This window comes from Pseudonocardia broussonetiae, assembly GCF_013155125.1.
Lineage (GTDB): Bacteria > Actinomycetota > Actinomycetes > Mycobacteriales > Pseudonocardiaceae > Pseudonocardia > Pseudonocardia broussonetiae.
In genome coordinates this window covers 3,939,000-3,961,167 of the sequence record NZ_CP053564.1, presented here as the reverse complement: position 1 = coordinate 3,961,167, position 22,168 = coordinate 3,939,000, and the positions used below count along the sequence as shown (strand labels likewise).

The window sequence follows — 22,168 nt, the reverse complement described above, 5'->3', positions numbered from 1 at the left end:
TCACCGGTGTGCCGGGAAGTCTGGTCGGCGTCATTCCGTCGACCCCGGAGGAAGCCCGTGCCCCCGCCCGCACAGCCCACCAGGAACCCCCTCTTCGGCCGCGGCAGCTGGCCCGAGGCCAGCCGCATCGCCGACATCCTGCGCACCGAGACCGTCGGCGGGATGCTGCTCGTCGGGGCGGCCGTCGTCGCCCTGCTCTGGGCCAACTCCCCGTGGCGCGGCGCCTACACCGCCCTGAGCGAGTTCACGATCGGCCCGGCCGCGCTGCACCTGGACCTGTCCCTGGCCACTTGGGCCGCCGACGGCCTGCTCGCGATCTTCTTCTTCGTCGCCGGGCTCGAGCTCAAGCGCGAGTTCGTCGCCGGCGACCTGCGCGACCCCCGCCGCGCCGCGCTGCCCGTCGCCGCCGCCGTGGGCGGCATGACCGCGCCGGCGCTGATCTACGTGGCCGTCAACCTGGGCACCGGCGGCGACGCCCTGCGCGGCTGGGCCATCCCCACCGCCACCGACATCGCGTTCGCCCTCGCGGTGCTCGCCGTGATCAGCACCCACCTGCCGTCGGCGCTGCGGGTCTTCCTGCTCACCCTCGCCGTGGTCGACGACCTGCTCGCCATCACCATCATCGCGATCTTCTACACCTCCGATCTGCACCTGCCGGCGCTCGCGCTGTCCCTCGTCCCGCTGGCGCTGTTCGCCGTGCTCGTCCAGCGCCGCGTCCGCTCCTGGTGGCTGCTGCTGCCGCTCGCCGTGGCGACCTGGGCGCTGATGCACGAGTCGGGGGTGCACGCCACCGTCGCCGGGGTCCTGCTCGGCTTCGCCGTCCCGGTCGTCCGGCGCGCCGCCGGCCCCGGCCCCGGGCTCGCCGAGCACTTCGAGCACCGGTTCCGGCCCGTCTCCAGCGGCGTCGCCGTGCCCGTGTTCGCCTTCTTCGCCGCGGGCGTGTCCGTGGTCGACGGCGGCGGGCTCGGCGCGACGCTGACCGACACGGTCACCCTCGGCATCCTCGCCGGGCTCATCCTCGGCAAGCCCGTCGGCGTCATGGGCGCCACCTGGCTCGTCCAGCGGTTCACCCGCGCCCGCCTGGCCGACGGTCTGAGCTGGTGGGACGTCCTGGGCCTGTCCCTGCTGGCCGGCATCGGCTTCACCGTGTCCCTGCTGATCGGCGAGCTCGCCTTCGGCGCGGGCACCGCGGCCGACGACCACGTCAAGATCGGCGTCCTGCTCGGCTCCCTGCTGTCCGCCCTCCTGGCCACCGTCGTGCTGCGCATCCGCAACCGCCACTACCGCCGCATCTGCGCCGAGGAGCAGGTCGACGCCGACGCCGACGGCATCCCCGACGTCTACCAGCGCGCCGACGCCGGGACCGGCGACGACAGCGGCCCCGACGACCCGCGCCGGGCGTGACCGGGCCGGGCCACCAGGCACCGGGCGCCGGTGGCACGATCGGCCGATGAGCGCCGGACCGAAGTTCCCGCAGGTGGAGTACGAGGAGTCGACCGGCGCACTGCGGGAGTGCTACGACGACGTGCAGTCGGTCCTGCGGGTCCCGTGGGTGATGTTCGCGGCGCGGAGCCTGGCCGTCTTCGGCGGGTTCGTCCCGGCCGCCTGGCGGGCCGCCGCGCCCGTCTTCGCCACCGAGCAGGTCGAGCGCGCCGCCGACGAGCTGCGCGCGCTCGCGGTCCTGCCCGGCGAGGACCCGCCCGACCCGCGGCGGCGGCTGGCCGGGCTCGGGTTCGGCGAGGACCGGATTGCCGAGGTCCGCGCCGCCCTGGCCGCCCTGAACCACGGCAACGCCCAGTACCTGCTGCTGATCACGGCCTGGTGCGAGGGCGTCCAGGGACGGGCGAGCGGGGGCGGGCCGTCCGCCGGGGCCCCGGGTGCGCCCCGGCCGTCGGGGCTGCCGGACGGGATGGCGGCGCTGCACATGGTGGACCCCCGCGACGCCGACGAGCGCGTGGCCGGGCTGTTGACCCGGGTCACCGACATGCACCTGCACCACGGTCCGTCGAGCGACTTCCGGGTGCTCGCGCAGTGGCCGGACTTCCTGGAGGTCGCCCTGGACGACGTGCTGGGTCCGGTGGTGCGCACCCCGGCCTACGAGGCCATCGCCCTCGCCCTGCTGGACCGCGCCCGGGCCCACGTCCGGCGCTTCCCGGCCCCCGCGGGGCTCTCGCCCGAGCAGGCCCTCGCGGTGTGCACCGAGTCCGAGGTCGCGGCGGTCACCGGGCTGCTCTTCCTGTTCCAGCGCTTCATCCTCGACGTCACCATCGACATGGTGCGGTGCACGCAGGCCCTGGACGGGCGCGGCGCCGCGGCGTCGTCCCCGTTCTCGGTGCGGGAGGCGTGAGCCCGGCCGGGCCCGGCATCGACGGCGCCGACGACCTGTACGTGCCCGAGCTGCTCGCCCGGGTCAAGGACTTCCACTACGCCGAGGCGCACGGCGGCGAGCACCGGTCCGATGCGTCCCGGGGCGCGAAGAGCAGCGGCTCGAACGGCAAGAAGGCGGAGGGGAAGAAGGCGGAGGGCAAGAAGAAGGCCGCCGGGAAGAAGAGCGAGAACAAGGACGGCGGGCGGAAGGCGCAGCGCGCGGTCGCCGACCTCCGCCGCAGGCTGGCGAAGCTCGAGGAGTCGGTCGACGAGCTCGAGGCCGCCCTGTCCTGAGCAGGGGCCGGGAGGCCGCTGCGCCAGGGCCGTCCGGCCCTGCCCCGCGCTGCGGTCCGCGCGCCACGCTGACGGCGTCACAGGTCCCGCACGCCGCCGGAGGCGCCCCATGACCACCCGACTCCACGACGGGCGCGTCGCACCGCCCGAGACCCTCGACGACGACCCGCGGATCGCGGCGCTGATGACCGCCCGGGTCGTCGCCGTCACGCCCGACGCGCCGCTGCACACGGCGCTGCGCCTGATGGCCGTCGAGGACGTGCGGCACCTCCCCGTCCTCGACGGGGAGCGCTGCCTCGGGATGGTCGGCGAGACCGACCTGGTGCACGCCGTCGCCGTGGCGCGGCCGGCACCGGTTCCGGCGCCCGAACGCCCGGGAGGGACACGATGACGAGAGCGACCCGGACGAGCGCGGCGCTCGGACTGACCGCCGAGCAGACGGAGCTGGTGCTCGCCACGGCGGGACGGGCCCCGTCGCTGCACAACACCCAGCCCTGGGCGTTCCGGGTGCGGCCGGACCTCCTCGAGCTCCACGCCGACCCGCAGCGGCGCCTCCCGGTCGTCGACCCGGCCGACCGCGAGCTGCGCATGGCCTGCGGAGCCGCGCTGTTCACCCTCCGACTCGCCCTCATCGACCTCGGGGTGCGCCCGCTGGTCACCGTCCTCCCGGACCGCCGACACCCCACCCTCGTCGCCGAGATCCGCCGCGGCGGAAGCATCCTCCCGACCCCCGAGCAGCGCCGCCTGCTCGAGGCCGTCCCCCGCCGGCACACCAACCGCAGCCCGTTCACCGACATCGCCGTGACCCCTCCCGAACGGCACGCGCTGCGGCGCGCCGCCGCCGACGAGGGCGCCTGGCTGCACCTGGTGACCGCCACCGACGAGCTGGCGACCCTGCAGCGCCTGGCCGTCCGCGCGCACCAGGAACAGGACGCCGACCCCGCGTTCCGGGCCGAGCTCCGTCGGTGGACCGGCACGTCGCCCCGGCGGCCCGACGGGGTGCCGGTCGCGGCCGGCGGGCCCCGGCCCGTCCTGCACGACCGCTGGGTGCTGCGCGACTTCACCGACGGCACCGCCCCGCAGCGGGCACCCGGCAGGGAGTTCGAGAGCGACCCGCTGATCGCCGTCCTCACCTCGCACCTGACCGGGCCGCACGCCGACGTCCGGGCGGGCGAGGCGCTGCAGCGCGTGCTGCTCACCGCGACCGCCGACGGCCTCTCCGTCTCGTTCCTCTCCCAGCTCATCGAGGTGGACCGGGCCCGCGACGAGCTGCGCCGCCTCGTCGGCGGGCCGCTGCCGCCGCAGGCCGTCCTGCGGGTCGGCCGCGGCTGGCCGGCCGTGCCCATCCCGCGGCGTCCGGTGGCGGACCTGGTGTCCGACCAGGTGTCCGACGACGACGGCCACCGGCGTTAGCGCATGCGGCCCCCGCCCGCGCGGGACCTCCGGCGGGCCCGGCGGGACCTCCGGCGGGTGCCACCTCGCCGGTGCGCGGCCGCACCATCGACCTCTCGGGCCGCACCGGAGGCCCGGACGGAGAGGAGCTCCCGTGGAAGGGCGCAGTGCACTCGTCGTCGTGGGCGTCGACAACTCGGAGGGAGGGCGGGCGGCGCTGCGGTTCGCGCTGCAGGACGCCGTGCGGCGCGATGCCCGCGTCGACGTCGTCGCCGCGTTCCGCCGGCCGGACCACGAACGGCGGGTGCCGGCCCCCGGGCGGTCCCCCGCACAGGTGCACGAGGCCGTGCGGGCCCGGACCCGGGAGGTGGTGGAGGAGGCCCTGGCCGGGATCGACGCCGAGCAGCGCCCGCCCGTCACGGTGCTCGCCGTGCGCTGCAGCGCCGGCCAGGCGCTCGTGCACGCCGCCCGGACGGCCGACCTGCTCGTCGTCGGGAGCCGCGGTCAGGGCGCCGTCCGCAGCGCGGTGCTGGGCTCGGTCGGCCTGCACTGCGTCCTGCACGCGCCGTGCCCGGTGACCGTCGTGCATCCCGCGCACGACCGCCGGCCGGTCGGCGCGGCGCCGCGGTCGTGAAGCCGGACGCTCACGGCGGGGAGCCGTCGCGACGATCGTCGCGGTGCCCCTCGGCGCCGGAAGTCCCCGGTCGCGGCGCCGCACGGTCCCCCGGCCGGACGGACCTCGTGACCGGGGGCAGCGGCGTCCCACGCCGGACGCGCGCCGCCACCGGGCGGCCCGGACCCAGGAGGACGCCACCGTGCCACCGCTGCTGACGGCCGCCGTCGAGCAGGCCCTGCGCGCCCCGTCGGTGCACAACACCCAGCCCTGGCGGTGGCGGATCGGGGCGGACGCCGTCGAGCTGCACGCCGACCCCGACCGGCACCTGCCGGTGACCGACCCCGACCGCCGCGACCTGCTCCTGAGCTGCGGGGCGATCCTGCACCACCTCACGGTCGCCCTCGCCGCAGCCGGCGCCGCCGTCGTCGACCGCCTCCCCGACCCCGAGGACTCCACGCACCTCGCGACCGTGTCCGTGTCGGTGGGCCGGGGACCGGCCACCGGCGCCGAGCTGTTCCCGGCGATCGCGCAGCGCCGCACCGAGCGCAGGCGGATGAGCCACCGCCCGGTCCCCCAGGAGCTCCTGGCCGGTCTCGCCGCACGCGCCGCCGCGATGGGGGCGGTCCTGCTCCCGGTCACCGGCCCCGAGGCCCGCGCCCGGCTCGTCGAGACGTTCCGGCGCGCCGGTCAGCTGCAGCGCTGCGCCCCCGGCTACCCGGCCGAGCTGCGGCTGTGGACCCACCGCCTCCCCGGCGCCCGGGACGGCGTGCCCGCCGCCGCGCTCACCCGGGCCGGGCCCCGCGCCGCAGCGGCGGCTCCGCTGCGCGCGTTCCCGGACGGGCAGCTGCGGCAGGGAGCCCAGCAGAAGGGGCACGACGGCCCCGACGACGGAGCGGAGTACCTCGTCGTGGCCACCGCGGACGACACCGTCCTCGACCGGCTCCGGGCCGGCGAGGCCACGAGCGCCGTGCTGCTGGCGGCGACCCTCGCCGGCCTCGCGACCACACCGCTCAGCCAGGCGACGGAGGTCCCCGCCGTCCGGCAGGCCCTGGGGAGCAGCGTGCTGCGAGTGCCCGAGCAACCCCAGCTCGTCCTGCGCGTGGGATGGCCCGCGACCCACGCCGACCCGCTCCCGCCCACCCCCCGCCGCCCGCTCGCCGCGGTGCTGCTGACCTGAGGACCGCCGTGCGGGGCGGTCGCCTCGCCGACTCCGGCGGGGTGACCTAGTCTCGGCTCTCCACGGGTCGGCGGCGGCCTCGTCCACGAGGAGCGGCCACGGTGACGATCAGCAGCTCAGGGTCGCCTTCCGGGTCGATCTGCGTCAGTGCGGTCCACCGGCCGAGCCCGGGGGTGGTCGTCCTCGACCTCACCGGCGAGCTGGACATCGCGACGACACCGTCGGTCGCCGCGTGCATCGACGAGGTCGCGGCCGACGGGATCGAGCACCTGGTCCTGGACGTGCGCGACGTGTCGTTCATGGCCTCGTCCGGGGTGGGCCTGCTCTTCGGGCTGCTGAACCGGGACGGGATCGCCGCGGTCCACCTGGTCGGCGTGCACCGCAACGACCAGGTCCGCCGCGTCCTGGACGTGTCCGGGCTGCGCCTGCTGTTCCCCGACCACGGGTCGGTCGAGGACGCCCTCGCCTGACCGGTCGCAGGGGTCAGCGCATGAGGTCGGCCAGCGCCGCCATCTCCGCCTCCGGGTCCACCACGGGCTGGATGACGATCTCGTCGATCCCGGCCCGCTCCATCCCGGCGATCCGGTCGAGCAGCTCCTCGCGCTTCCCGATCAGGCCCAGCTCGTCGACCAGGGACGGCACGACGAGCTCGCGGTCGTCGGGGTCGCTGCGGCCGAGGTAGTTGCGGTAGAGGTGGTCGTGGCGGTCGGGCGAGGTGGCGGTGGTGCCGCGCTTGTCGAGCAGCCGCTGCACCGCGTCGGCCTCCTCGGGCTCCAGCGTCTCGCGGAAGCCCGGGTTGTCGGCGGCGAAGGTCAGCAGCGCCATCGCGATGTGGCCCATCGTGTCGCGCGCCAGGGAGACGAAGGGGTCACAGGGATCGCCCACCTGTCATGGATCGCGGCGCCGTCCCGTCAACGGGGGGAACGAGCAGACAGGAGCGAACATGCAGCACCGCATCGTGGTCCTGGGCGCCGGGTACGCCGGGGCCTGCGCCGCCGGGTACCTCGCCCGCCGGCTCCACCCCTCCGAGGTCGAGATCACCGTCGTCAACGCCGAGGCCGAGTTCGTCGAGCGGATGCGCCTGCACCAGCTCGCCGCGGGCGACGACGGCCGCCGCCACCAGCTGGCGGACCTGTTCGCGGGCACCGGGATCCGGCTGCGCGTGGCCCGGGTGACCGCGCTCGACGTCCACCGGCGCGAGGTCACCGTGACCGACGGCGCCGGCACCGACCTGATCGGCTACGACACCCTGCTGCACGCGCTCGGCAGCACCGCCGCCGACCGCGGTGTCCCAGGGGTGTCCGAGCACGCGTTCGACGTCGCGGGCCGGCCGTCGGCGCTGCGCCTGCGCCGGCGCCTGGACGAGCTGGGCGGCGAGGGGACGGTGCTGGTCGTCGGCGGCGGCCTGACCGCGATCGAGGCCGCCACCGAGATCGCCGAGTCCCGGCCCGGGCTCCGGGTCGTCCTCGCCACCAGCGGTCGGCCGGGCGGCTGGTTCGGCCCGAAGGCGCGGCGGCACCTGCTGCGGGCCTTCGACCGGTTCGGCATCGAGGTCCACGCGCACACCACCGTGGTGGGCGTCGACGCGTCGGGCGTCCGCACCGCCGACGGCACCGTCCTGCGCTGCGACGCGACCGTGTGGGCGGCCGGGTTCTCCGTGCCGTCCCTCGCCGCGGACGCCGGTCTCGCCGTCGACGACGACGGCCGGATGCTCGTCGACCGGCAGATGCGGTCGGTCTCGCACCCGCAGGTCTACGCGGCCGGGGACGGCGCCCGCGCCGTCGGCGACAACGGGAGGCCGCTGCCGATGTCGTGCGCCACGGCCGGGCTCACCCGGATGCAGGCGACGGCGTCGATCATCGGGGACCTCACCGGTCGGCGGATCCCGGTGTCCCCGCTGGCGTACACCGGCAACTGCGTCAGCCTCGGCCGGGCGGACGCGCTGTTCCAGGTCGTCGACCGCGAGGGGCGGTCGACGTGGTCGCTGCGCGGGGCCGCGGCCGCGTGGATGAAGGCGGGCGTGCTGCGGGCCACGGCGTGGAACCAGGGGCACCCGACGTACGGGCTGCCGGCGCGCCGGCTCCGGCTGCCGGGCGCGATCGACCGTCCCGTCGAGGCGGTGCGGCCCTAGGGTCCCGTCCATGGACACGGCCACCGTGGAGCGCTTCGAGGCCAACCGGACGCGGCTGGCCTCGCTGGCGTACCGGCTGCTCGGGTCGGCGGCCGACGCCGAGGACGCGGTGCAGGACGCGTTCCTGCGCTGGCAGGCCGCCGACCGGCAGCGCATCGAGACCCCCGAGGCGTGGCTGACGACGGTCGTCACCCGCCTCGCGCTCGACCGGCTCCGCTCGGCGACCACGCGGCACGAGCGCGCGGCCGGCGCCTGGCTGCCCGAACCGCTGCTCGACGGCGACCCGATGCTGGGCCCGGCCGACACCGTCGAGCAGCGCGAGTCGGTGACGCTGGCGGTGCTCCGGCTGCTCGAGCGGCTCACGCCGGTGCAGCGGGCCGTCTACGTCCTGCGCGAGGCCTTCTCCCACAGCCACGCCGAGATCGCGCGGATCCTCGACATCAGCGAGTCGGCGAGCCAGCAGCACGCACTGCGGGCCCGGCGCCACGTCGCCGCCGCACGTGGGGCCGCCGCGGTCGACCACGCGTCGGCACGCCGGATCGTGGAGGCGTTCGTCGACGCCGCGGCGTCGGGGCGCACGGAGCGGCTCGTGGCGCTGCTGACCCACGACGCGACCGCGGTCACCGACGGCGCCGGCGGGACGGCCACCACGCTGATCGAGATCTCGGCCCCCGAGCGGATCGCCGCCGCGCTGCGCGCCGGGTTCCGTCCGACGCCGGCCAAGCGGAGGCTGGTCGGCGGCTCGCCCGCGGTCCACGCCTGCGTGGTCAACGGCTCCCCCGCCGTGGTCGTCGCGTTCGACGACCGGGTGGTGGGCGTGCTGGTGCTCGGCGTCCGCGGGGGGCTGGTCGCGACCGTCGACGGCATCGCCTCCCCGGCCCGCCTCGGGCGCCTCACCGCGCAGTGGCGCCGCCACGAGCACCCCGACCCGCTCATCGCGCAGTGGTGAGCGCGCGGGGCGCGTCCGCGGCACCGGTCGCCGCCGCGCTGGCCGCGGTCGCCGTCGTGGTGCTCGTCCTCGTCGCGGCGCAGACCGGCGGGGGGTCGGGTCCTGCCCCGCCGGGCCCGCCCCCGCCCGCCTCCCTGGACCTGGGCGGGCAGAGCCTCGACCGGTGCGCGCTCGCGATCGGCGCCGCCGGGCTCGCCGACCGCTACCCCGACCGCGGCTCCTGGCGGCCGCTCGCCGTCCTGGTCACCGACGACGCCGTCGTCACGCTGCTCGAGGACGACGTCCCGTTCGTCTGCGCGACCGGCCCGCGGACCGTCCGGGTGTCCGACCCCGCGGCGGCCGTGCCGGTCGGCCCCGCCGCGCTGCTGCTGACGACGGCCGACGGGGTGCTCGCGGCCGTCGCCCCGGCGGGCGCGACGGTGGACGTCGCCGTGGCGGGCACCGGACCGCCCGCCGTCGCGGCGGAGCGGTACCTGCTCCGCGCGACCGGCGCGACCCCGACCCGCCCCGAGCAGCTCACCGTGACCGTCGCAGGCGCGGCGGTGGTGCCCGATCGGCTCGCGCCGCCCGCACTGGACCTCGTCGACCGGCCGTGGGTGCCGCCGCGGCCCGCAGGCGACACCGGCGACCTGCTCGACCGCTGCCGGGCCGTCCCGGTCGCCGGCGAACCTCCCCGGACGTGGCAGACGGTGCACCTGCTGTCCCACCGCCGAGGCGCCTCGACCGCCGTGCTCCTGGTGGCCGTCGACACCGGGACGATCGGCGGCTGCGCCGTCGGGCCGGCCGGGCCGACCCCGCTGCGGACCTGGCGGGTCGGGCTCATCGGCGACGGGGCGCGCCCGTTCACCTGGCTGCCCCGGCCCGGCGAGGTGCTGCCCGACGTCGGCGACGACCTCGCGGCGGGGCTCGTGCAGCCGGCCGTCGCGCGGATGGTGGTCACGGCCGGCACCGGCCCGCCGTGGGAGGCGAGCGTCGCCGGCGGCACCTTCGCCACGCAGCTCCCCGCCGGCGTCGCGCCCGACCCGCGCGGCCTGACCGTGCGGGCGCTGGACGCCGTCGGCCGGGTGGTCTACGAGGGTCCGGCGGCGGACTGATCCGGGCCCGGTGTCACATCCGGGGCCGCGGCGGTGCTCTGAGGGTGTGGAGTCCGTACGGCACGATGTGCACCCACCACCCGTCGCCCGACGGGCTGGTCAGCCCGACCGGGGGGACGGCCTGGCGGTGTCGGCTCGGCGGCGGCGGGGCGCCGTGCGGACCGATCTCGAGGAGGTCTTCCGCGCCGCCTACCCGCGCGTCGTGGCCGTCGCGGCCCGGGTGCTCGGCTCGCGGCACGAGGCCGAGGACGTGGCGCAGGAGGTGTTCCTGTCCTTCGCCCGCACCGCGGTGCCCCCGGGCGAGGCGGCGGGGTGGCTGTCGGTGGCCGCGGCGCACACGGCGCTCAACCACCTGCGCACCGGACGGCGCCGCGCCGCCCGCGAGTCGGCCGTCGACGGTGGTCCCGGCGTCCAGCCCGACGTCGCCGACGCCGTCGTGACCCTCGAGGAGCGCCGGCGCGTGCGGAGCGCGCTGGCCCGGCTGCCGAGGCGGCAGGCCGTCGCGCTCGTCCTGCGGCACAGCGGCCTGAGCTACGCCGAGGTCGCCGCCGCCCTCGACCTCTCCCCCGGCAGCGTCGGCACGACCGTGCGCCGCGCCGAGACCGCCCTACGCGAGGAGCTGACCCGCCATGCGCCACCCGACTGACGGCACGCTGCGCCGCCTGCTCGACGAGCCCGCCGGGGTCCCCGACGCCGAGCGCGAGCACGCGGCGGGCTGCCCGGCGTGCCTGACCGCGCTGCGCTCCGCCCGCGCGGACGCCGACCTCGTCGGTGCCGCGCTCGGCCCGGACCTCGTCGGCGCCGACGCCGCCCCGGCGGTCGACGTGGACGCGGCATGGGCCCGGCTCGCGCACGCGGTCGCCGCCCCGCCCCGCGCGGCGGCCGCCGCCCCGCGCCCCCGGCTCGGCCTGCGCCGTCCCACCCTGCGCCGCCCCGCCGTGGCCGTCGTCGCGGTCGCCGCCCTGCTCACCGGGGCGGGCGTCGCCGCCGCGTCGGACTGGCTGCCGATCTTCCGCACGGACCGGATCGCCGCCGTCACGGTCACCCAGTCGGACCTGGTGGCGCTGCCCGACCTCGACGCCTACGGCGAGCTGGAGCTCACCGACGGGGCCGACCTGCGCGACGTCGCGGACGCGGACGCCGCGGAGGAGGTCACCGGGCTCCCGGTCCCGGAGGTGCGCGCGCTGCCCCGCGGCGTGACGGGCGAGCCGCAGTTCCAGGCGGGCGAGCAGCTCGGTGCCGAGTTCACGTTCTCGGCGGCCGAGGCGGCACGGACCGCCGCCGCGGCGGGCGCCACGCTGCCGCCGCCCCCGCCGGGCATGGACGGCGCGCGGTTCCGGCTCGTCGCCGGCCCCGGCTACGCCGCGGTCTGGCCGACGGGCAGCGGGCTGCCGGGCCTGGTCGTGGCCCGCGCCGTCGCCCCCACCGGCTACTCGTCGGGCATCCCCTTCGAGACCGCCCGCGACTACCTGCTGTCCCTGCCCGGCATGCCCCCGGGCGTCGCGGACCAGCTGCGCGGCTTCTCCGGCGACGGGACGACACTGCCGCTGCCGCTGCCGGCCGGGGAGGTCACGAGCACCGCGGCCGACGTCGGCGGGCGGCCCGCGACGGTGCTCACCACCCGCGACGGCGCGCTGGCCTGCGTCGTCTGGGTGCGCGACGGCGTCGTGACCGCGGTCGCCGGGTCGCTCGACGCCGACGAGGTCCTGGCCGTCGCCCGCGAGCTGGGCCCGTGACGGAGACCGCCACCGCTGCGGCCGGGCTGGTCGACCTCTCGCCGTCGCCCGCGGTGTGGTGCTCGGGCCTGCGCAAGCGGTACGGCCGCCGGACCGCGGTCGACGGCGTGTCCCTCACCGTCGGGCGCGGTGACGTGGTGGGCCTGATCGGGCCGAACGGCGCCGGCAAGACCAGCACGATCAAGATGCTGCTCGGCCTGGTCCGGCCGGACGCGGGCGAGGTGCTGCTGCTCGGCCGGCCGGCGCGGGACCCGCGGGCCCGGGCCCGCGTCGGCTACCTGCCCGAGCTCTTCCGCTACCAGCCCTGGCTCACCGCGGCCGAGGTACTCGCGCTGCACGTGCGGCTCGCGGGCGCCGACGTCCCGGTCGCCGAGCAGCGCGGGTGCCTGGACCTCGTCGGGCTCGGCGACCGCGCGGGCGACCGGGTCGGCGGCTTCTCCAAGGGCATGCAGCAGCGCCTCGGGCTGGCCGTCGCGCTGGTGGCCCGCCCGGAGCTCGTCGTCCTGGACGAGCCGGCGAGCGCGCTGGACCCGCTCGGCCGCGCCGACGTCCGCGACCTGCTGCTCGGCCTCCGGGAGCGCGGCGTCGCGATCCTGCTCAACTCGCACCTCATCGGCGACGTGGAGCGCGTGTGCGACCGGGTCGTCGTCCTCGACCACGGCCGCGTCGTGGCCGCCGGCACGCTCCCGGAGCTGCTCGGCGGGCGCGAGGTGCGGCTGCGGCTGACCGGGGTGGGCCCGCAGGCCCAGGCCCGGCTGGCCGCCGCCGGCCGGCTGACCCGCAGCGCCGACGCGTTCACCGTCGCCCTGCCGGCCGACCCCGGTCCGGCGGTCGTGCCCGACCTCGTGGCCGACCTCGTCGGACTCGGCGTTCGCGTCCACGCCGTCGAGCCGGGCCGGGTGAGCCTGGAGGAGCGGCTGCTGGGCATCCTGCGCGGCGGGGAGCAGCGGTGAGCGCCCCCGGCCGGCCGGCGGTCGTCCTCACGATCGCGGCGCTCACGGTCCGCGAGGCGGTGCGGCGCCGGGTGCTGCGCGCGGTGCTCGGGCTGACGGTCGCCCTGCTCGTGATCACCGCGCTCGGGTTCCCCGCCCTCGACGCCGCCGAGGCCGACAGCGGCGGCCTGACCACCGGCGAGGGCCGGCTGGTGGCCGGGATCGTGCTCAACCTCGTGCTGTTCGGGCTCAGCCTGATCGCCGCGCTCGGCACCGCGTTCCTCGCCGGGCCCACGGTGTCGGGCGAGGTCGAGTCGGGCACGGCGCTGGCGGTGCTGGCGCGTCCCGTGCACCGCTCCGCGGTGCTGCTGGGCAAGTGGCTGGGCCTCGCCGTGTTCGGCTGCGGCTTCGTGGCGGTCGCCGGGTCCGCCCAGCTCCTGGTCGTCCTCGCCACCGTGGGCTACTGGCCGCCGCACGCCGCGGCCGGGCTGGCGCTGCTCGCAGGTCAGACGGCCGTGCTGCTCACGCTGGGGGTGCTGCTGTCCACCGTCACCTCGCCGCTGGCGTCGGGGGTCGCGGCGGTCGGCCTCTTCGGGGCCACGTGGATCGCGGGCGTCGTCGGCGGGCTGGGCGTGTCGCTGCGCAGCGACGCCGTCGCCGCCGTCGGCACGGTGTCCCGGGTGCTCCTGCCGACCGACGGCCTGTGGCGCGGCGCCATGAACGCGTTCCAGGACCCCGTCGCGCTGGCGCAGTTCGGCGGCCCCGCGATCGAGGGCGGCGTCCCCTTCCTCAGCGAGGCCCCGCTCAGCGGCGCCTACCTCGCGTGGGTCGCCGTCTGGGTCGTCGCGGTCCTCGCGCTCGCGGTGGTGGCGTTCCAGCGGCGCGACCTCTAGACGCAGGAGTGGAACCCCCCGCGGCGGGGAACGGAGCGGTGTGGACGCGACACCCCGCCTGATCACGGTCTCCCACCCCCGGCACGCCGAGGGGCTGGTGCTCGTGCTGCACGGCGGCGCGAGCCGGCCGGACAGCCCGATGGTCAGCCCGACGCAGCTGTCGGTCCTGCGGATGGTGCCCATCGCCCGCCGCATCGCCCTGGCCGGGCGGCGCCGGCTCGCGGTCTACCGCCTGCTGAACTCGGTGCGCGGCTGGGACAGCCGGCACACCCCCGTCGACGACGCCCGATGGGCGCTGCGGCAGCTCGCCGACCGCTTCCCCGAGCCGGTCCCCACCGGTCTCGTCGGCCACTCCCTCGGCGGGCGCGCCGCGCTGCTGGCCGGCGACGAGCCCGCCGTGCGGAGCGTGGTCGCCCTCAACCCGTGGGTGCGCACCACCGACACCGTCGACCTGGCGGGGCGCGAGGTGCTGGTCGTGCACGGCTCCGACGACCGGATCGCCGACCCGCGCGAGTCGGCGTCGATGGCCCGCCGCCTGTCCGGCAGCGCGCACGTCAGCTACGTCCAGGTGCGGGGCGGGAAGCACGCGATGCTGCGCCGGTTCCACACGTTCGACACCCTCGCCGCCGACTTCACCGTCGAGTCCCTCCTCCACGCGGGTGCGGTGAGTCGGGCCGGGGAGGTGTGGGACCAGGTCTGACGGCCCGCCCCCCGCCTCCCGTCCTCTGTCCTCCTTGCCGCGCGCGGATCCGGTTGCTGCGCGCCGATCCGGCTCCCGCGGCTGACCCGGTTCTCGCACGCCGATCCGACTGCCGCGCACCTATCCGGTTCCCGCGCACCGAACAGGGTCCCGCGCTTCGCCGGGGGCACGCGGGAGCTCAGATCGCGCGCGGGAACCGAGAACGCGCGCGGGACGGGCGTCGGGTGCCGCCCGGATCGCCGGCGACGCGGGGCCTGGTCGATGATCGGCGGAACCGCACCACCACGGTCCCCGCGACGACCCCACGTGCACGGTCCTGACGATCACCCGACCCATCGGCCGCACCCATCGCCCTTGATCGCCGGGACCGCACCACCAGCGCCCCGCCCACGACCACCACGTCACACTCCCGACGATCACAGACAGCCGGAGCCGCAGCCCGACGGCGGGTGAGTCGCACCCCGTCGGACGCCCCGCGCTACCCACCCACCGAGCCGGGTTCGCCCAGCGGGTGGCGCGCACCGAGCCGCACCCCGCGCACCGAGCCGGGTCCCCGCGTCGGGCCAGATCCCGCGCGCCGATCCTGTTCCCGCGCACCGAACAGGCTCCCGCGCGCCCCCGGGGCCGCGCGGGAGCTCGGAACGTGCGCGGCAGACGGGAACGCGCGCGGGACGGCGGCCACACCGCGCGCAGGACGGGCGCCGGTGGCCCGCCGATCGCCCTGAGCCCGTGCCACTTGATGATCACCGAAACCGCACCACCACGGCCCCCGCGACGACCCCACGTGCACGGTCCCGACGATCACCCGGCCCATCGGCCGCACCCACCGCCCTTGATCACCGAGACCGCACCACCAGCGCCCCACCCACGACCACCACGTCACACTCCCAACGATCACCGGACCCGACCGGCGACGGGCCGGCCCGCCCGCCGGCGACTGCGCCTCCCGCTGCGCGAGCACGGAGCCGCGTCCCGAGCACCGAGGCGCGATGCCCCCCGTCTCCCGCGCGCCGACCCGATTCCCGAGCACCGAACAGGCTCCCGCGCGCCCCCGGGGCCGCGCGGGAGCTCAGAACGCGCGCGGGAGCCGGAAACCCGCGCGGGAGCCCGACACCCGAGCGACAACCCGAAACGCGGGCGGGAGTCCGGAACGCGGGCGGAAGAGCCGAACACCGACGCGGGCTTGACCATGCCGCTGCGGCACGGTGTTCCGTGGTGACCCACCCCCGGAACGGAGGACCGATGCCCGCCCCCCTGATCGACGTCGAGGAGTTCTTCGCCGATCCGCAGTTCGCCCACCCCACGATCTCCCCCGACGGCACCCGGATCGCCTACCTCGCCCCGCACGGGGGACGGCTGCAGGTGTGGGTGCGCGGCGTCGACGACGACCACGCCGACGCCGTGCCCGTCACCCGCGACACCCGCCGCGGCATCACGAGCTACCACTGGACCGACGACCCCCGCGTGCTGCTGTACCTGCAGGACGTCGACGGCAACGAGGACTGGCACCTGCACCGCGTCGACCTCGACGACCCGGACGCGCCGCCCGTCGACCTGACGCCGATGGACCCGGGCTCGCGCGTGGTCGGGGTCGAGCCGTACCCGCCCGTGCCGGGGACCGTGCTGGTCGCGATGAACCGGCGGCCGCTGTTCTTCGACCTGTTCCGCGTCGACGTCGCCACCGGCGAGACGGTCGTGCACATGGAGCTGGACGACCCGACCGGCAGCGTCCTGTTCGACCGCGACGGCAGGCCCGCCTTCCACACCGCGCTGGCCGAGGACGGCACCGTCGAGTTCTCCGCGGTCGACCCGGACGGGCAGCGGCGGCTGCTGCGCCGCACGGGCGGCGCGGAGCACCCGGTGGGCGTGCACCCGCAGCTGGTCACCGCCGACGGGAAGGGCCTGCTCGTCGGGTCCTTCCAGGACGGCGACGACCTGCGGCTGGTCCGCATCGACCACGCGACGGGCGACGAGACCGTGGTCGCGGCCGTCGACGGTCACGACCTCGACATCACCGGCGCCATGGTGCCCGGCGTGCTGCCGCCCGTCGTCTACACCCACCGGGGCACCGGGGAGGTCCTCGCCGCCCGATTCACGGGCGACCGCCCGCACGTCGAGGTCGTCGACCCCGCGTTCGCCGAGGTGTTCACCGCCCTGGAGCAGCTGTCCGACGGCGTGCTGGGCACCCTGACCTCCGACGAGGCGGGCCGGCGCTGGATCGCCACGTTCGTCCACGACCGCGACCCGGGCGCCACCTGGCTCTACGACCGCGACACCGGCGGGGCCCGGTTCCTGTTCCGGTCCCAGCCCCAGCGCGACCCGGCCGCGCTGGCCCCGATGACGCCGGTCGCCTTCCCCGCCCGCGACGGCCTGCCGCTGCACGCCCAGCTGACGCTGCCGGTCGGGGTCGAGCCGCGGGACCTCCCGCTGGTCCTGCTCGTGCACGGCGGCCCGTGGTACCACGACAGCTGGGGTTACAGCCCGGACGTGCAGTTCCTGGCCAACCGCGGCTACGCGGTGCTGCAGGTCGACTTCCGCGGCTCGCTGGGCCACGGCCGCCGGCACCTCACCGCCGCCATCGGCGAGTTCGCCCGCGCGATGCACGACGACCTGATCGACGCCGTCGACTGGGCGGTCGCGCAGGGCTACGCCGACCCGGATCGCGTCGGCATCTACGGCGGCTCCTACGGCGGGTACGCCGCGCTCGTGGGCGTCACCGTCACGCCCGACCGGTTCGCCGCCGCCGTCGACTACGTCGGCATCTCCGACCTGGCGAACTTCCTGCGCACCCTGCCGCCGTTCGTCCGGGCCTACAACGTCAACAGCTGGTTCCGCTACGTCGGCGACCCGGAGGTCCCCGAGCAGGAGGCCGACATGCTCGCCCGGTCGCCGATCACGATGGTGGAAAAGATCCGCACGCCGCTGCTGGTGGCGCAGGGCGCCAACGACGTCCGCGTGGTGCAGGCCGAGTCCGACAACATCGTCGCCTCGCTGCGCGAGCGCGGTGTGCCCGTCGAGTACCTCCTCGCCGAGGACGAGGGCCACGGCTTCGCCAACCCGGAGAACCGGATGCGCCTCTACCGCGCGATCGAGCGGCACTTCGCCGAGCACCTCGGCGGACGACGGGCGCCGGACGCGTGAGCGCGACGGGGACGACCGCGCCGCAGGAACCCTCCCCGGCGCTCGACCGCTCCCGCCCGTTCGGCGCCCACCTGCGCATGAGCTGGTGGACGCCGCTCGTGCTCCTCACCGTGCCGGCGCTGGTGATGGTGGTCCTGCAGGTCCTGCTCTACGGGCTGGTCGCCGTCGTCGAGGGCAGCGACGACCCGCTGGCCACCAGCCTCACGCCGCTGAAGCTCCTCGCCGTCAACGTCAGCATCGCGGTCTCGGGCCTGCTGGCGGTCGTGCTCCTGACGTGGACGACCGGCGCGCCGTGGCGCAGCCTGATCAGCTGGCCGCGCGCGTTCGACGTCCGCCGCCTGGTGCACCACCTCCTCGGCGCGGCGCTGATGGTGGCCGCCGGGATCGGGGTCGTGGCGCTCGTCGCGCCCGGCTCCCCCGGCTGGACCGCCTTCGGGATCAGCGGCACGACCGTCGCCCTGCTGGTGGTCACCGTGCTGACCACCCCGGCCCAGGCCGCCGGCGAGGAGCTGATGTTCCGCAGCGTCGCGCTGCCCGCCGCCGCCTCGTGGGTGCGCGCGGTCCGCCCGGCCCTGGTCGTCGGTCTCGTGGTCTCCGGCCTGGCGTTCGCCGCGGTCCACGGCTCCGTCGACCCGTGGCTGGCCGGCTACTACACCCTGATCGGCGTCAGCACCGGGCTGATGGCGGTCCTCAGCGGCGGCATCGAGGCACCGGTCGCGTTCCACGTCGCCAACAACGTGCTGGCGACGGTCGTCAACTCGGTGATGGCCGACGGCGGCGCCGTCCCGCTCGACCGCTCCGTCGGCGCGGGCGACGCGTCGCTGCTGGTCCTCGTCGCCGTCAACGTCGCCATGGTCGTGCTCGTGTGGGCGCACGAGCGCCGACGGCCGGGGCCCGCCCGGAGCTGACCCCGGGCGGGACGGCGGGTCAGAACATGCCGTTGTCGTTGGCCGAGGTGGCCGGGACGACCTGCAGCACGTCCCAGTGCTCGACGATCCGGCCGCCGTCGTCGAGGCGGAAGATGTCGATGCCGGCGTAGTCGTCGCTGCCGGGCCAGGTCTGGTGGCAGTGCACGACGACCAGGTCGCCCTCCGCGACCACCCGGACGAACCGCACGTGCTTGCCCGGGTGGTCGTCGGCCATGCGGCGGAAGTACGCGACGAAGGCGTCCTTGCCGTCGGCCACGTGCACGTTGTGCTGGGTGTAGGTGGCGCCGGCGTAGCGCTCGATGGCCTCGGCGGGCTCGCACCGGTTGAACATCAGGTCGTAGAAGGCGAGGACGGTGTCCTTGTTGCGCGCGAGGTCGGTCACCGAGTCAGTCAACAGGGTGCGGGACCGTGTACGGCGCGGTCATGCCACCGTCGACGGGCAGGGCGATGCCGGTGACGTAGCGGGCCTCGTCCGACGCCAGCCAGACCACGGCGTTGCTGATGTCGACCGCGTCGACCCACGAGATGGGCAGGGCGTGCATCGCCTTCATCGCGGCGGCGGCGGTGTCCCGGTCGGCGCCGGGCACGCCGCCGGAGAACAGGGCGTGGATCGCCGGGTTCTGGATCATGTCGGTGTCGACGTTGGTGGGGTGCACGGAGTTCACCCGGATCCCGTGCGGCGCGAGCTCGACGGCGAGCACCTTCGCCAGCCCCACCAGCCCGTGCTTGGCCGCGCAGTAGTGGGCCAGCGCCGGGAACCCGATCAGCCCGGCGACCGAGCTCGTCAGCACGACCGCCCCGCCGCGCCCGCCGTCGACCAGCGCCGGGGCGGCCGCCCGGACCGTCTTCCAGACGCCGGTCAGGTTGATGTCGATCATCTCCTGCCAGGTGCCCTCGTCCATCTCCAGCGCCGGTGCGTAGCTCGCGATGCCGGCGTTGGCGACGACGACGTCGAGCCGCCCGAACGCGGCGACGGCGTCGGCCACCGCGGACTGCAGCGCCGCCAGGTCGCGGACGTCCGCCCGGACGGCGAGGGCGCGCCGGTCGAGGTCCTCGACCAGCTTCACGGTCTGCTCGAGGTCGGCTACGTCGGCCATCGGGTAGGGCGCCGAGCCGACCGGCTCGCAGAGGTCGACGAGGACGACGTCGGCGCCCTCCTCGGCGAAGCGGACGGCGTGCGAGCGGCCCTGCCCGCGCGCCCCGCCGGTGATCAGCGCGACCTTCCCGGCCAGGCGCCCGGCTGCGGGGGCGCTCACGGCAGGACCCGGTCGATCTCGGGCGCGAGCAGCTCGGCGGCGCGCGCGGCGGTGATGACGTCGGCCGGGTCGGGCTCGATGATCTCCCGCGACGCCCCGTCCTCGTACACGTGCTCGCCGATCAGGCGGCAACGCTCGTCGTAGGGCCAGACGAAGGCCAGGGTGCGGCGCAGCAGGAACATCTCGCCCGGGTCCTCGCCCGCGCGGATGTCGGCGAACGCGCTCTCCCCCAGCATCGGCGCCGGGACGAAGGCGTTGAACACGACCTCGCCCGAGAAGCCGTGGTCGTTGACCGCGATGTCCTGCTCGGCCACCCACATGACGATCGCGTTGGCGGCCGTCAGCGACTCGTAGAACGCGACGACCTGCTCCATCCCGTCGAGCACGATCGACCGCCCGCCCTCGTGCAGGCGGTACTGGGGGTGCTCGACCGTCATGTCCGGGGCGAGCAGCTCCCGGTAGCGCCCGGCGACCTCCAGCAGCCCGTGGCGGCGGTAGTTCGTGAGGATCGCGCGGTGACGCGGGTTGTCGATGCCCTCCAGCTGCTTCTCCAGCCCGGCGAACATGGTCGTGAACTCGTGCTCGTAGCGGCTCATGCACCCGAGGTTGGTCGGCGGCCGGCGCGCAGTCCATGACACAGATCGCTCGCGACGTGAACCATCCGGGTAACTCCCCAGGTCACGGTCGCGCCTGATGCATGACGTGCGACACTGCGCAGACCGGAGGGAGTCGACGTGGACCTCAACCTGCACCTCGTGCGCTACCTCGTCGCCGTCGTCGACGAGGGGCACTTCGGGCGGGCCGCGGCCCGGCTCTACGTGAGCGCGCCGGCGCTGAGCAAGCAGGTGCGCACGCTGGAGCGCAAGCTCGGCGTCGACCTGCTCGACCGCAGCGCGCACCCGGTCGTCCCCACCGAGGCGGGGCGGCGCTTCCTCGCGGAGGCGCGCACCGCGCTGGCCGCGGCGGACCGGGCCGTCGCGGCGGTCGAGGCGCACCGCCGCGACCTCGCCGGCGTCCTGCGGCTGGGGTTCATGACCGCCGCCACCGGCACCCACACCCGCCGCATCATCGACCGGGTGCAGCGCGAGGTGCCGGCCGCGTCGGTGCAGCTCGTGCAGCTGCCCTGGCCCGACCAGGCCGACGCGGTCCGCTCCGGCACCGTCGACGCGTCGCTGGTGCGGCCGCCCGTCGTCGACACCGAGGGGCTGCGGCTGGAGGTCGTGCGCCACGAGCCGCGCGTCGTCGCGCTCCCGGCCGGGCACCGGCTGGCCGCGCGCGCGGAGGTCGTGCTGGCCGACCTCGACGGCGAACCGCACGTCACCGACGACGAGACCGACGAGCGGTGGGTGCGGTGGTGGGCCTGCGACCCGCGGCCCAGCGGCGTCCCCGTGCGGTACGGGCCCGTGGTGCACACGATGGACGAGCTCCTCGAGGTCGTCGCCTCGGGCGAGGCGATCGCGATCACCGGCAGCTCCGTGGTCGACAGCCACCGCCACCCCGAGGTGGTCTTCCTCCCCGTCACCGACGTCGAGCCGTGCCCGATCTCGCTGTGCACCCGCCTCGACGACCCGTCTGTGCTCGTCGCGGCGCTGCGCCGGGCCGTGCGGGCGCTGCGGGCCGACGCGGCCCGCCCGGATCCCACGCCCGGAAACCCGCGAGTCGGGGTCTCGTGGTGACCGAGTCGGGGTGACGCGGCGAACCCGACTCGTTCGCAGCCAGACCCCGACTCGCTCGCAGCCAGACCCCGACTCGCGGGGAGGTGGGGGCGGGGGTCAGGGGTCCGCTCCGTCCGGCGGTGCCTGCGCCAGCAGCACGGCGACCCGGCGCATCACGTCGAGCTGCGCCGGGTTGTACAGCTCCTCCAGCGCCGCCGCCGTGACCTCGCCGACGAACCGGGCCCCGCGGGGGGCGTCGGTGTCGGGCTCCATCACGGCCGGGTGCTCGGCCCGGATGCGGCGGATGTAGGGCGTCATGCGCTCCGCCAGGTCGCGGCGCAGCGCCTCGTCGGCGTCGGGGTCCAGCGCGTCGAACTCGCCGTCGGTGGGGTCGGTGGTGTCGCTGCGCAGCAGGGCGCCGTAGGCCTCCAGCCGCCGCGGGCCCATCACGCGGGTCATGACCGTCACGAGCGAGCGGTCGGCCTGCGACAGCCCCGCCCCGCCGGCCGCCGGGGCGAGGTCGGCGGGCCAGTCGGTCGGCGCGTGGTGCCGCAGGATCAGCCCGAGCTCGACGCGGGCGCGCTGCAGCCGCTCGATCGTCGCGGCCAGCTCGGCGTCGAGGGCGCGCAGGGCCTCGGCGGGGTGCTGGTCGTCCTCGCTCATCTCCGCGATGGCCGCCAGCGAGAAGCCGAGGTCGACCAGCCGCTTGATGCGCAGCAGCCGCAGGAGGTGGGCGACGCCGTACTGCTTGTAGCCGTTGGAGCGCCGTTCGGGCTCGGGCAGCAGCCCCACGTCGTGGTAGTGGCGCACCGCCCGCAGGCTGGTGCCCGCCAGCCGGGCGATCTCGCGCGTGCTCCAGGCCATGCCCCCAGTCCACACCGTGCCGCTGCGGCACGGTCAAGCCCG

The 22,168-nt window shown here is 76.3% G+C and carries 24 protein-coding genes; 19 read left to right on the top strand and 5 right to left on the bottom strand.

Going from position 1 to position 22,168, the window contains the following annotated elements:
* The first annotated feature begins 57 nt into the window (after positions 1 to 57).
* The 8 genes from nhaA to HOP40_RS19440 all read left to right on the top strand — a co-directional run bounded on the left by nhaA (position 58) and on the right by HOP40_RS19440 (position 6,316).
* The gene (gene nhaA, locus HOP40_RS19475; RefSeq protein ID WP_205346825.1) at positions 58 to 1,404 is read left to right on the top strand and encodes a Na+/H+ antiporter NhaA; all 1,347 of its coding nucleotides are present in this window, start codon (positions 58 to 60) and stop codon (positions 1,402 to 1,404) included.
* A 46-nt stretch (positions 1,405 to 1,450) separates the two neighbouring features.
* A complete protein-coding gene (locus tag HOP40_RS19470) occupies positions 1,451 to 2,347 on the top strand; it encodes a halocarboxylic acid dehydrogenase DehI family protein (protein WP_172160634.1) in 897 nt (298 codons plus the stop codon).
* Positions 2,344 to 2,661, top strand: coding sequence for a hypothetical protein (locus HOP40_RS19465; RefSeq protein ID WP_172160631.1), 318 nt, complete (start codon positions 2,344 to 2,346; stop codon positions 2,659 to 2,661). The genes HOP40_RS19470 and HOP40_RS19465 overlap by 4 nt, the downstream gene beginning before the upstream one ends.
* Positions 2,662 to 2,770: 109 nt before the next feature.
* Complete coding sequence (locus HOP40_RS19460) at positions 2,771 to 3,052, top strand: CBS domain-containing protein (protein ID WP_172160629.1); 282 nt, start codon at positions 2,771 to 2,773, stop codon at positions 3,050 to 3,052.
* Positions 3,049 to 4,074 carry an Acg family FMN-binding oxidoreductase gene (locus HOP40_RS19455; RefSeq protein ID WP_172160620.1) on the top strand — a complete coding sequence of 342 codons (1,026 nt, stop codon included), beginning with the start codon at positions 3,049 to 3,051 and terminating at the stop codon, positions 4,072 to 4,074. Before HOP40_RS19460 ends, HOP40_RS19455 begins: the two co-directional genes overlap by 4 nt.
* A gap of 133 nt (positions 4,075 to 4,207) precedes the next feature.
* The gene (locus HOP40_RS19450; protein ID WP_172160618.1) at positions 4,208 to 4,687 is read left to right on the top strand and encodes a universal stress protein; all 480 of its coding nucleotides are present in this window, start codon (positions 4,208 to 4,210) and stop codon (positions 4,685 to 4,687) included.
* A gap of 181 nt (positions 4,688 to 4,868) precedes the next feature.
* Entirely contained in the window at positions 4,869 to 5,846 is a 978-nt protein-coding gene (locus tag HOP40_RS19445; protein WP_172160616.1) for an Acg family FMN-binding oxidoreductase, read from the top strand.
* A 101-nt stretch (positions 5,847 to 5,947) separates the two neighbouring features.
* Positions 5,948 to 6,316 carry an anti-sigma factor antagonist gene (locus HOP40_RS19440; protein ID WP_172160614.1) on the top strand — a complete coding sequence of 123 codons (369 nt, stop codon included), beginning with the start codon at positions 5,948 to 5,950 and terminating at the stop codon, positions 6,314 to 6,316.
* A gap of 13 nt (positions 6,317 to 6,329) precedes the next feature.
* Here HOP40_RS19440 and HOP40_RS19435 read toward each other — a convergent pair whose 3' ends face one another.
* A complete protein-coding gene (locus HOP40_RS19435; protein WP_205346824.1) occupies positions 6,330 to 6,731 on the bottom strand; it encodes a hypothetical protein in 402 nt (133 codons plus the stop codon).
* 58 nt (positions 6,732 to 6,789) lie between these two features.
* Between HOP40_RS19435 and HOP40_RS19430 the strand changes: the two genes are divergently transcribed.
* The 10 genes from HOP40_RS19430 (at position 6,790) to HOP40_RS19385 (ending at position 18,330) form a co-directional block, all read left to right on the top strand.
* The gene (locus HOP40_RS19430; protein WP_172160612.1) at positions 6,790 to 7,977 is read left to right on the top strand and encodes an NAD(P)/FAD-dependent oxidoreductase; all 1,188 of its coding nucleotides are present in this window, start codon (positions 6,790 to 6,792) and stop codon (positions 7,975 to 7,977) included.
* Positions 7,978 to 7,987: 10 nt separating this feature from the next.
* Complete coding sequence (locus HOP40_RS19425; protein WP_172160609.1) at positions 7,988 to 8,926, top strand: sigma-70 family RNA polymerase sigma factor; 939 nt, start codon at positions 7,988 to 7,990, stop codon at positions 8,924 to 8,926.
* Positions 8,923 to 10,020, top strand: a complete 1,098-nt coding sequence (locus HOP40_RS19420; protein WP_172160607.1) for a hypothetical protein — start codon at positions 8,923 to 8,925, stop codon at positions 10,018 to 10,020. The genes HOP40_RS19425 and HOP40_RS19420 overlap by 4 nt, the downstream gene beginning before the upstream one ends.
* A gap of 154 nt (positions 10,021 to 10,174) precedes the next feature.
* Positions 10,175 to 10,666 carry a sigma-70 family RNA polymerase sigma factor gene (locus tag HOP40_RS19415; RefSeq protein ID WP_205346823.1) on the top strand — a complete coding sequence of 164 codons (492 nt, stop codon included), beginning with the start codon at positions 10,175 to 10,177 and terminating at the stop codon, positions 10,664 to 10,666.
* Positions 10,650 to 11,756 carry a hypothetical protein gene (locus HOP40_RS19410; protein WP_172160605.1) on the top strand — a complete coding sequence of 369 codons (1,107 nt, stop codon included), beginning with the start codon at positions 10,650 to 10,652 and terminating at the stop codon, positions 11,754 to 11,756. Before HOP40_RS19415 ends, HOP40_RS19410 begins: the two co-directional genes overlap by 17 nt.
* Positions 11,753 to 12,709 carry an ABC transporter ATP-binding protein gene (locus HOP40_RS19405; protein WP_172160603.1) on the top strand — a complete coding sequence of 319 codons (957 nt, stop codon included), beginning with the start codon at positions 11,753 to 11,755 and terminating at the stop codon, positions 12,707 to 12,709. The genes HOP40_RS19410 and HOP40_RS19405 overlap by 4 nt, the downstream gene beginning before the upstream one ends.
* Positions 12,706 to 13,581 (top strand): ABC transporter permease, encoded by an 876-nt coding sequence (locus HOP40_RS19400; protein WP_172160601.1) that lies wholly within the window; start codon positions 12,706 to 12,708, stop codon positions 13,579 to 13,581. Before HOP40_RS19405 ends, HOP40_RS19400 begins: the two co-directional genes overlap by 4 nt.
* A 40-nt stretch (positions 13,582 to 13,621) precedes the next feature.
* Positions 13,622 to 14,281 carry an alpha/beta hydrolase gene (locus tag HOP40_RS19395; protein ID WP_205346822.1) on the top strand — a complete coding sequence of 220 codons (660 nt, stop codon included), beginning with the start codon at positions 13,622 to 13,624 and terminating at the stop codon, positions 14,279 to 14,281.
* A 1,242-nt stretch (positions 14,282 to 15,523) separates the two neighbouring features.
* Positions 15,524 to 17,422 (top strand): S9 family peptidase, encoded by a 1,899-nt coding sequence (locus HOP40_RS19390; RefSeq protein ID WP_172160599.1) that lies wholly within the window; start codon positions 15,524 to 15,526, stop codon positions 17,420 to 17,422.
* Positions 17,419 to 18,330 carry a CPBP family intramembrane glutamic endopeptidase gene (locus HOP40_RS19385; RefSeq protein ID WP_205346821.1) on the top strand — a complete coding sequence of 304 codons (912 nt, stop codon included), beginning with the start codon at positions 17,419 to 17,421 and terminating at the stop codon, positions 18,328 to 18,330. The genes HOP40_RS19390 and HOP40_RS19385 overlap by 4 nt, the downstream gene beginning before the upstream one ends.
* A gap of 19 nt (positions 18,331 to 18,349) precedes the next feature.
* Here HOP40_RS19385 and HOP40_RS19380 read toward each other — a convergent pair whose 3' ends face one another.
* From HOP40_RS19380 to HOP40_RS19370, 3 genes are read right to left on the bottom strand one after another with little or no spacing between them, the layout of a single operon-like run.
* Positions 18,350 to 18,733 (bottom strand): nuclear transport factor 2 family protein, encoded by a 384-nt coding sequence (locus HOP40_RS19380; RefSeq protein ID WP_172160597.1) that lies wholly within the window; start codon positions 18,731 to 18,733, stop codon positions 18,350 to 18,352.
* Positions 18,734 to 18,737: 4 nt separating this feature from the next.
* Positions 18,738 to 19,607 (bottom strand): mycofactocin-coupled SDR family oxidoreductase, encoded by an 870-nt coding sequence (locus HOP40_RS19375; protein ID WP_172160595.1) that lies wholly within the window; start codon positions 19,605 to 19,607, stop codon positions 18,738 to 18,740.
* Complete coding sequence (locus HOP40_RS19370; protein ID WP_172160593.1) at positions 19,604 to 20,203, bottom strand: hypothetical protein; 600 nt, start codon at positions 20,201 to 20,203, stop codon at positions 19,604 to 19,606. Before HOP40_RS19370 ends, HOP40_RS19375 begins: the two co-directional genes overlap by 4 nt.
* A gap of 138 nt (positions 20,204 to 20,341) precedes the next feature.
* On the opposite strand from HOP40_RS19370, the gene HOP40_RS19365 reads away from it, so the two are divergent.
* Positions 20,342 to 21,283, top strand: coding sequence for a LysR family transcriptional regulator (locus tag HOP40_RS19365; RefSeq protein WP_172160591.1), 942 nt, complete (start codon positions 20,342 to 20,344; stop codon positions 21,281 to 21,283).
* A 96-nt stretch (positions 21,284 to 21,379) separates the two neighbouring features.
* On the opposite strand, the gene HOP40_RS19360 is transcribed toward HOP40_RS19365, so the two are convergent.
* Positions 21,380 to 22,126, bottom strand: a complete 747-nt coding sequence (locus tag HOP40_RS19360) for a helix-turn-helix domain-containing protein (RefSeq protein WP_172160589.1) — start codon at positions 22,124 to 22,126, stop codon at positions 21,380 to 21,382.
* Positions 22,127 to 22,168: the final 42 nt, after the last annotated feature.

Bases quoted from the DNA above. Each gene is read 5' to 3' on its own strand.
- HOP40_RS19470 (WP_172160634.1), top strand. From the start codon at position 1,451: ATGAGCGCCGGACCGAAGTTCCCGCAGGTGGAGTACGAGGAGTCGACC.
- HOP40_RS19460 (WP_172160629.1), top strand. From the start codon at position 2,771: ATGACCACCCGACTCCACGACGGGCGCGTCGCACCGCCCGAGACCCTC.
- HOP40_RS19455 (WP_172160620.1), top strand. From the start codon at position 3,049: ATGACGAGAGCGACCCGGACGAGCGCGGCGCTCGGACTGACCGCCGAG.
- HOP40_RS19430 (WP_172160612.1), top strand. From the start codon at position 6,790: ATGCAGCACCGCATCGTGGTCCTGGGCGCCGGGTACGCCGGGGCCTGC.
- HOP40_RS19425 (WP_172160609.1), top strand. From the start codon at position 7,988: ATGGACACGGCCACCGTGGAGCGCTTCGAGGCCAACCGGACGCGGCTG.
- HOP40_RS19410 (WP_172160605.1), top strand. From the start codon at position 10,650: ATGCGCCACCCGACTGACGGCACGCTGCGCCGCCTGCTCGACGAGCCC.
- HOP40_RS19390 (WP_172160599.1), top strand. From the start codon at position 15,524: ATGCCCGCCCCCCTGATCGACGTCGAGGAGTTCTTCGCCGATCCGCAG.
- HOP40_RS19370 (WP_172160593.1), bottom strand. From the start codon at position 20,203: ATGAGCCGCTACGAGCACGAGTTCACGACCATGTTCGCCGGGCTGGAG.
- HOP40_RS19360 (WP_172160589.1), bottom strand. From the start codon at position 22,126: ATGGCCTGGAGCACGCGCGAGATCGCCCGGCTGGCGGGCACCAGCCTG.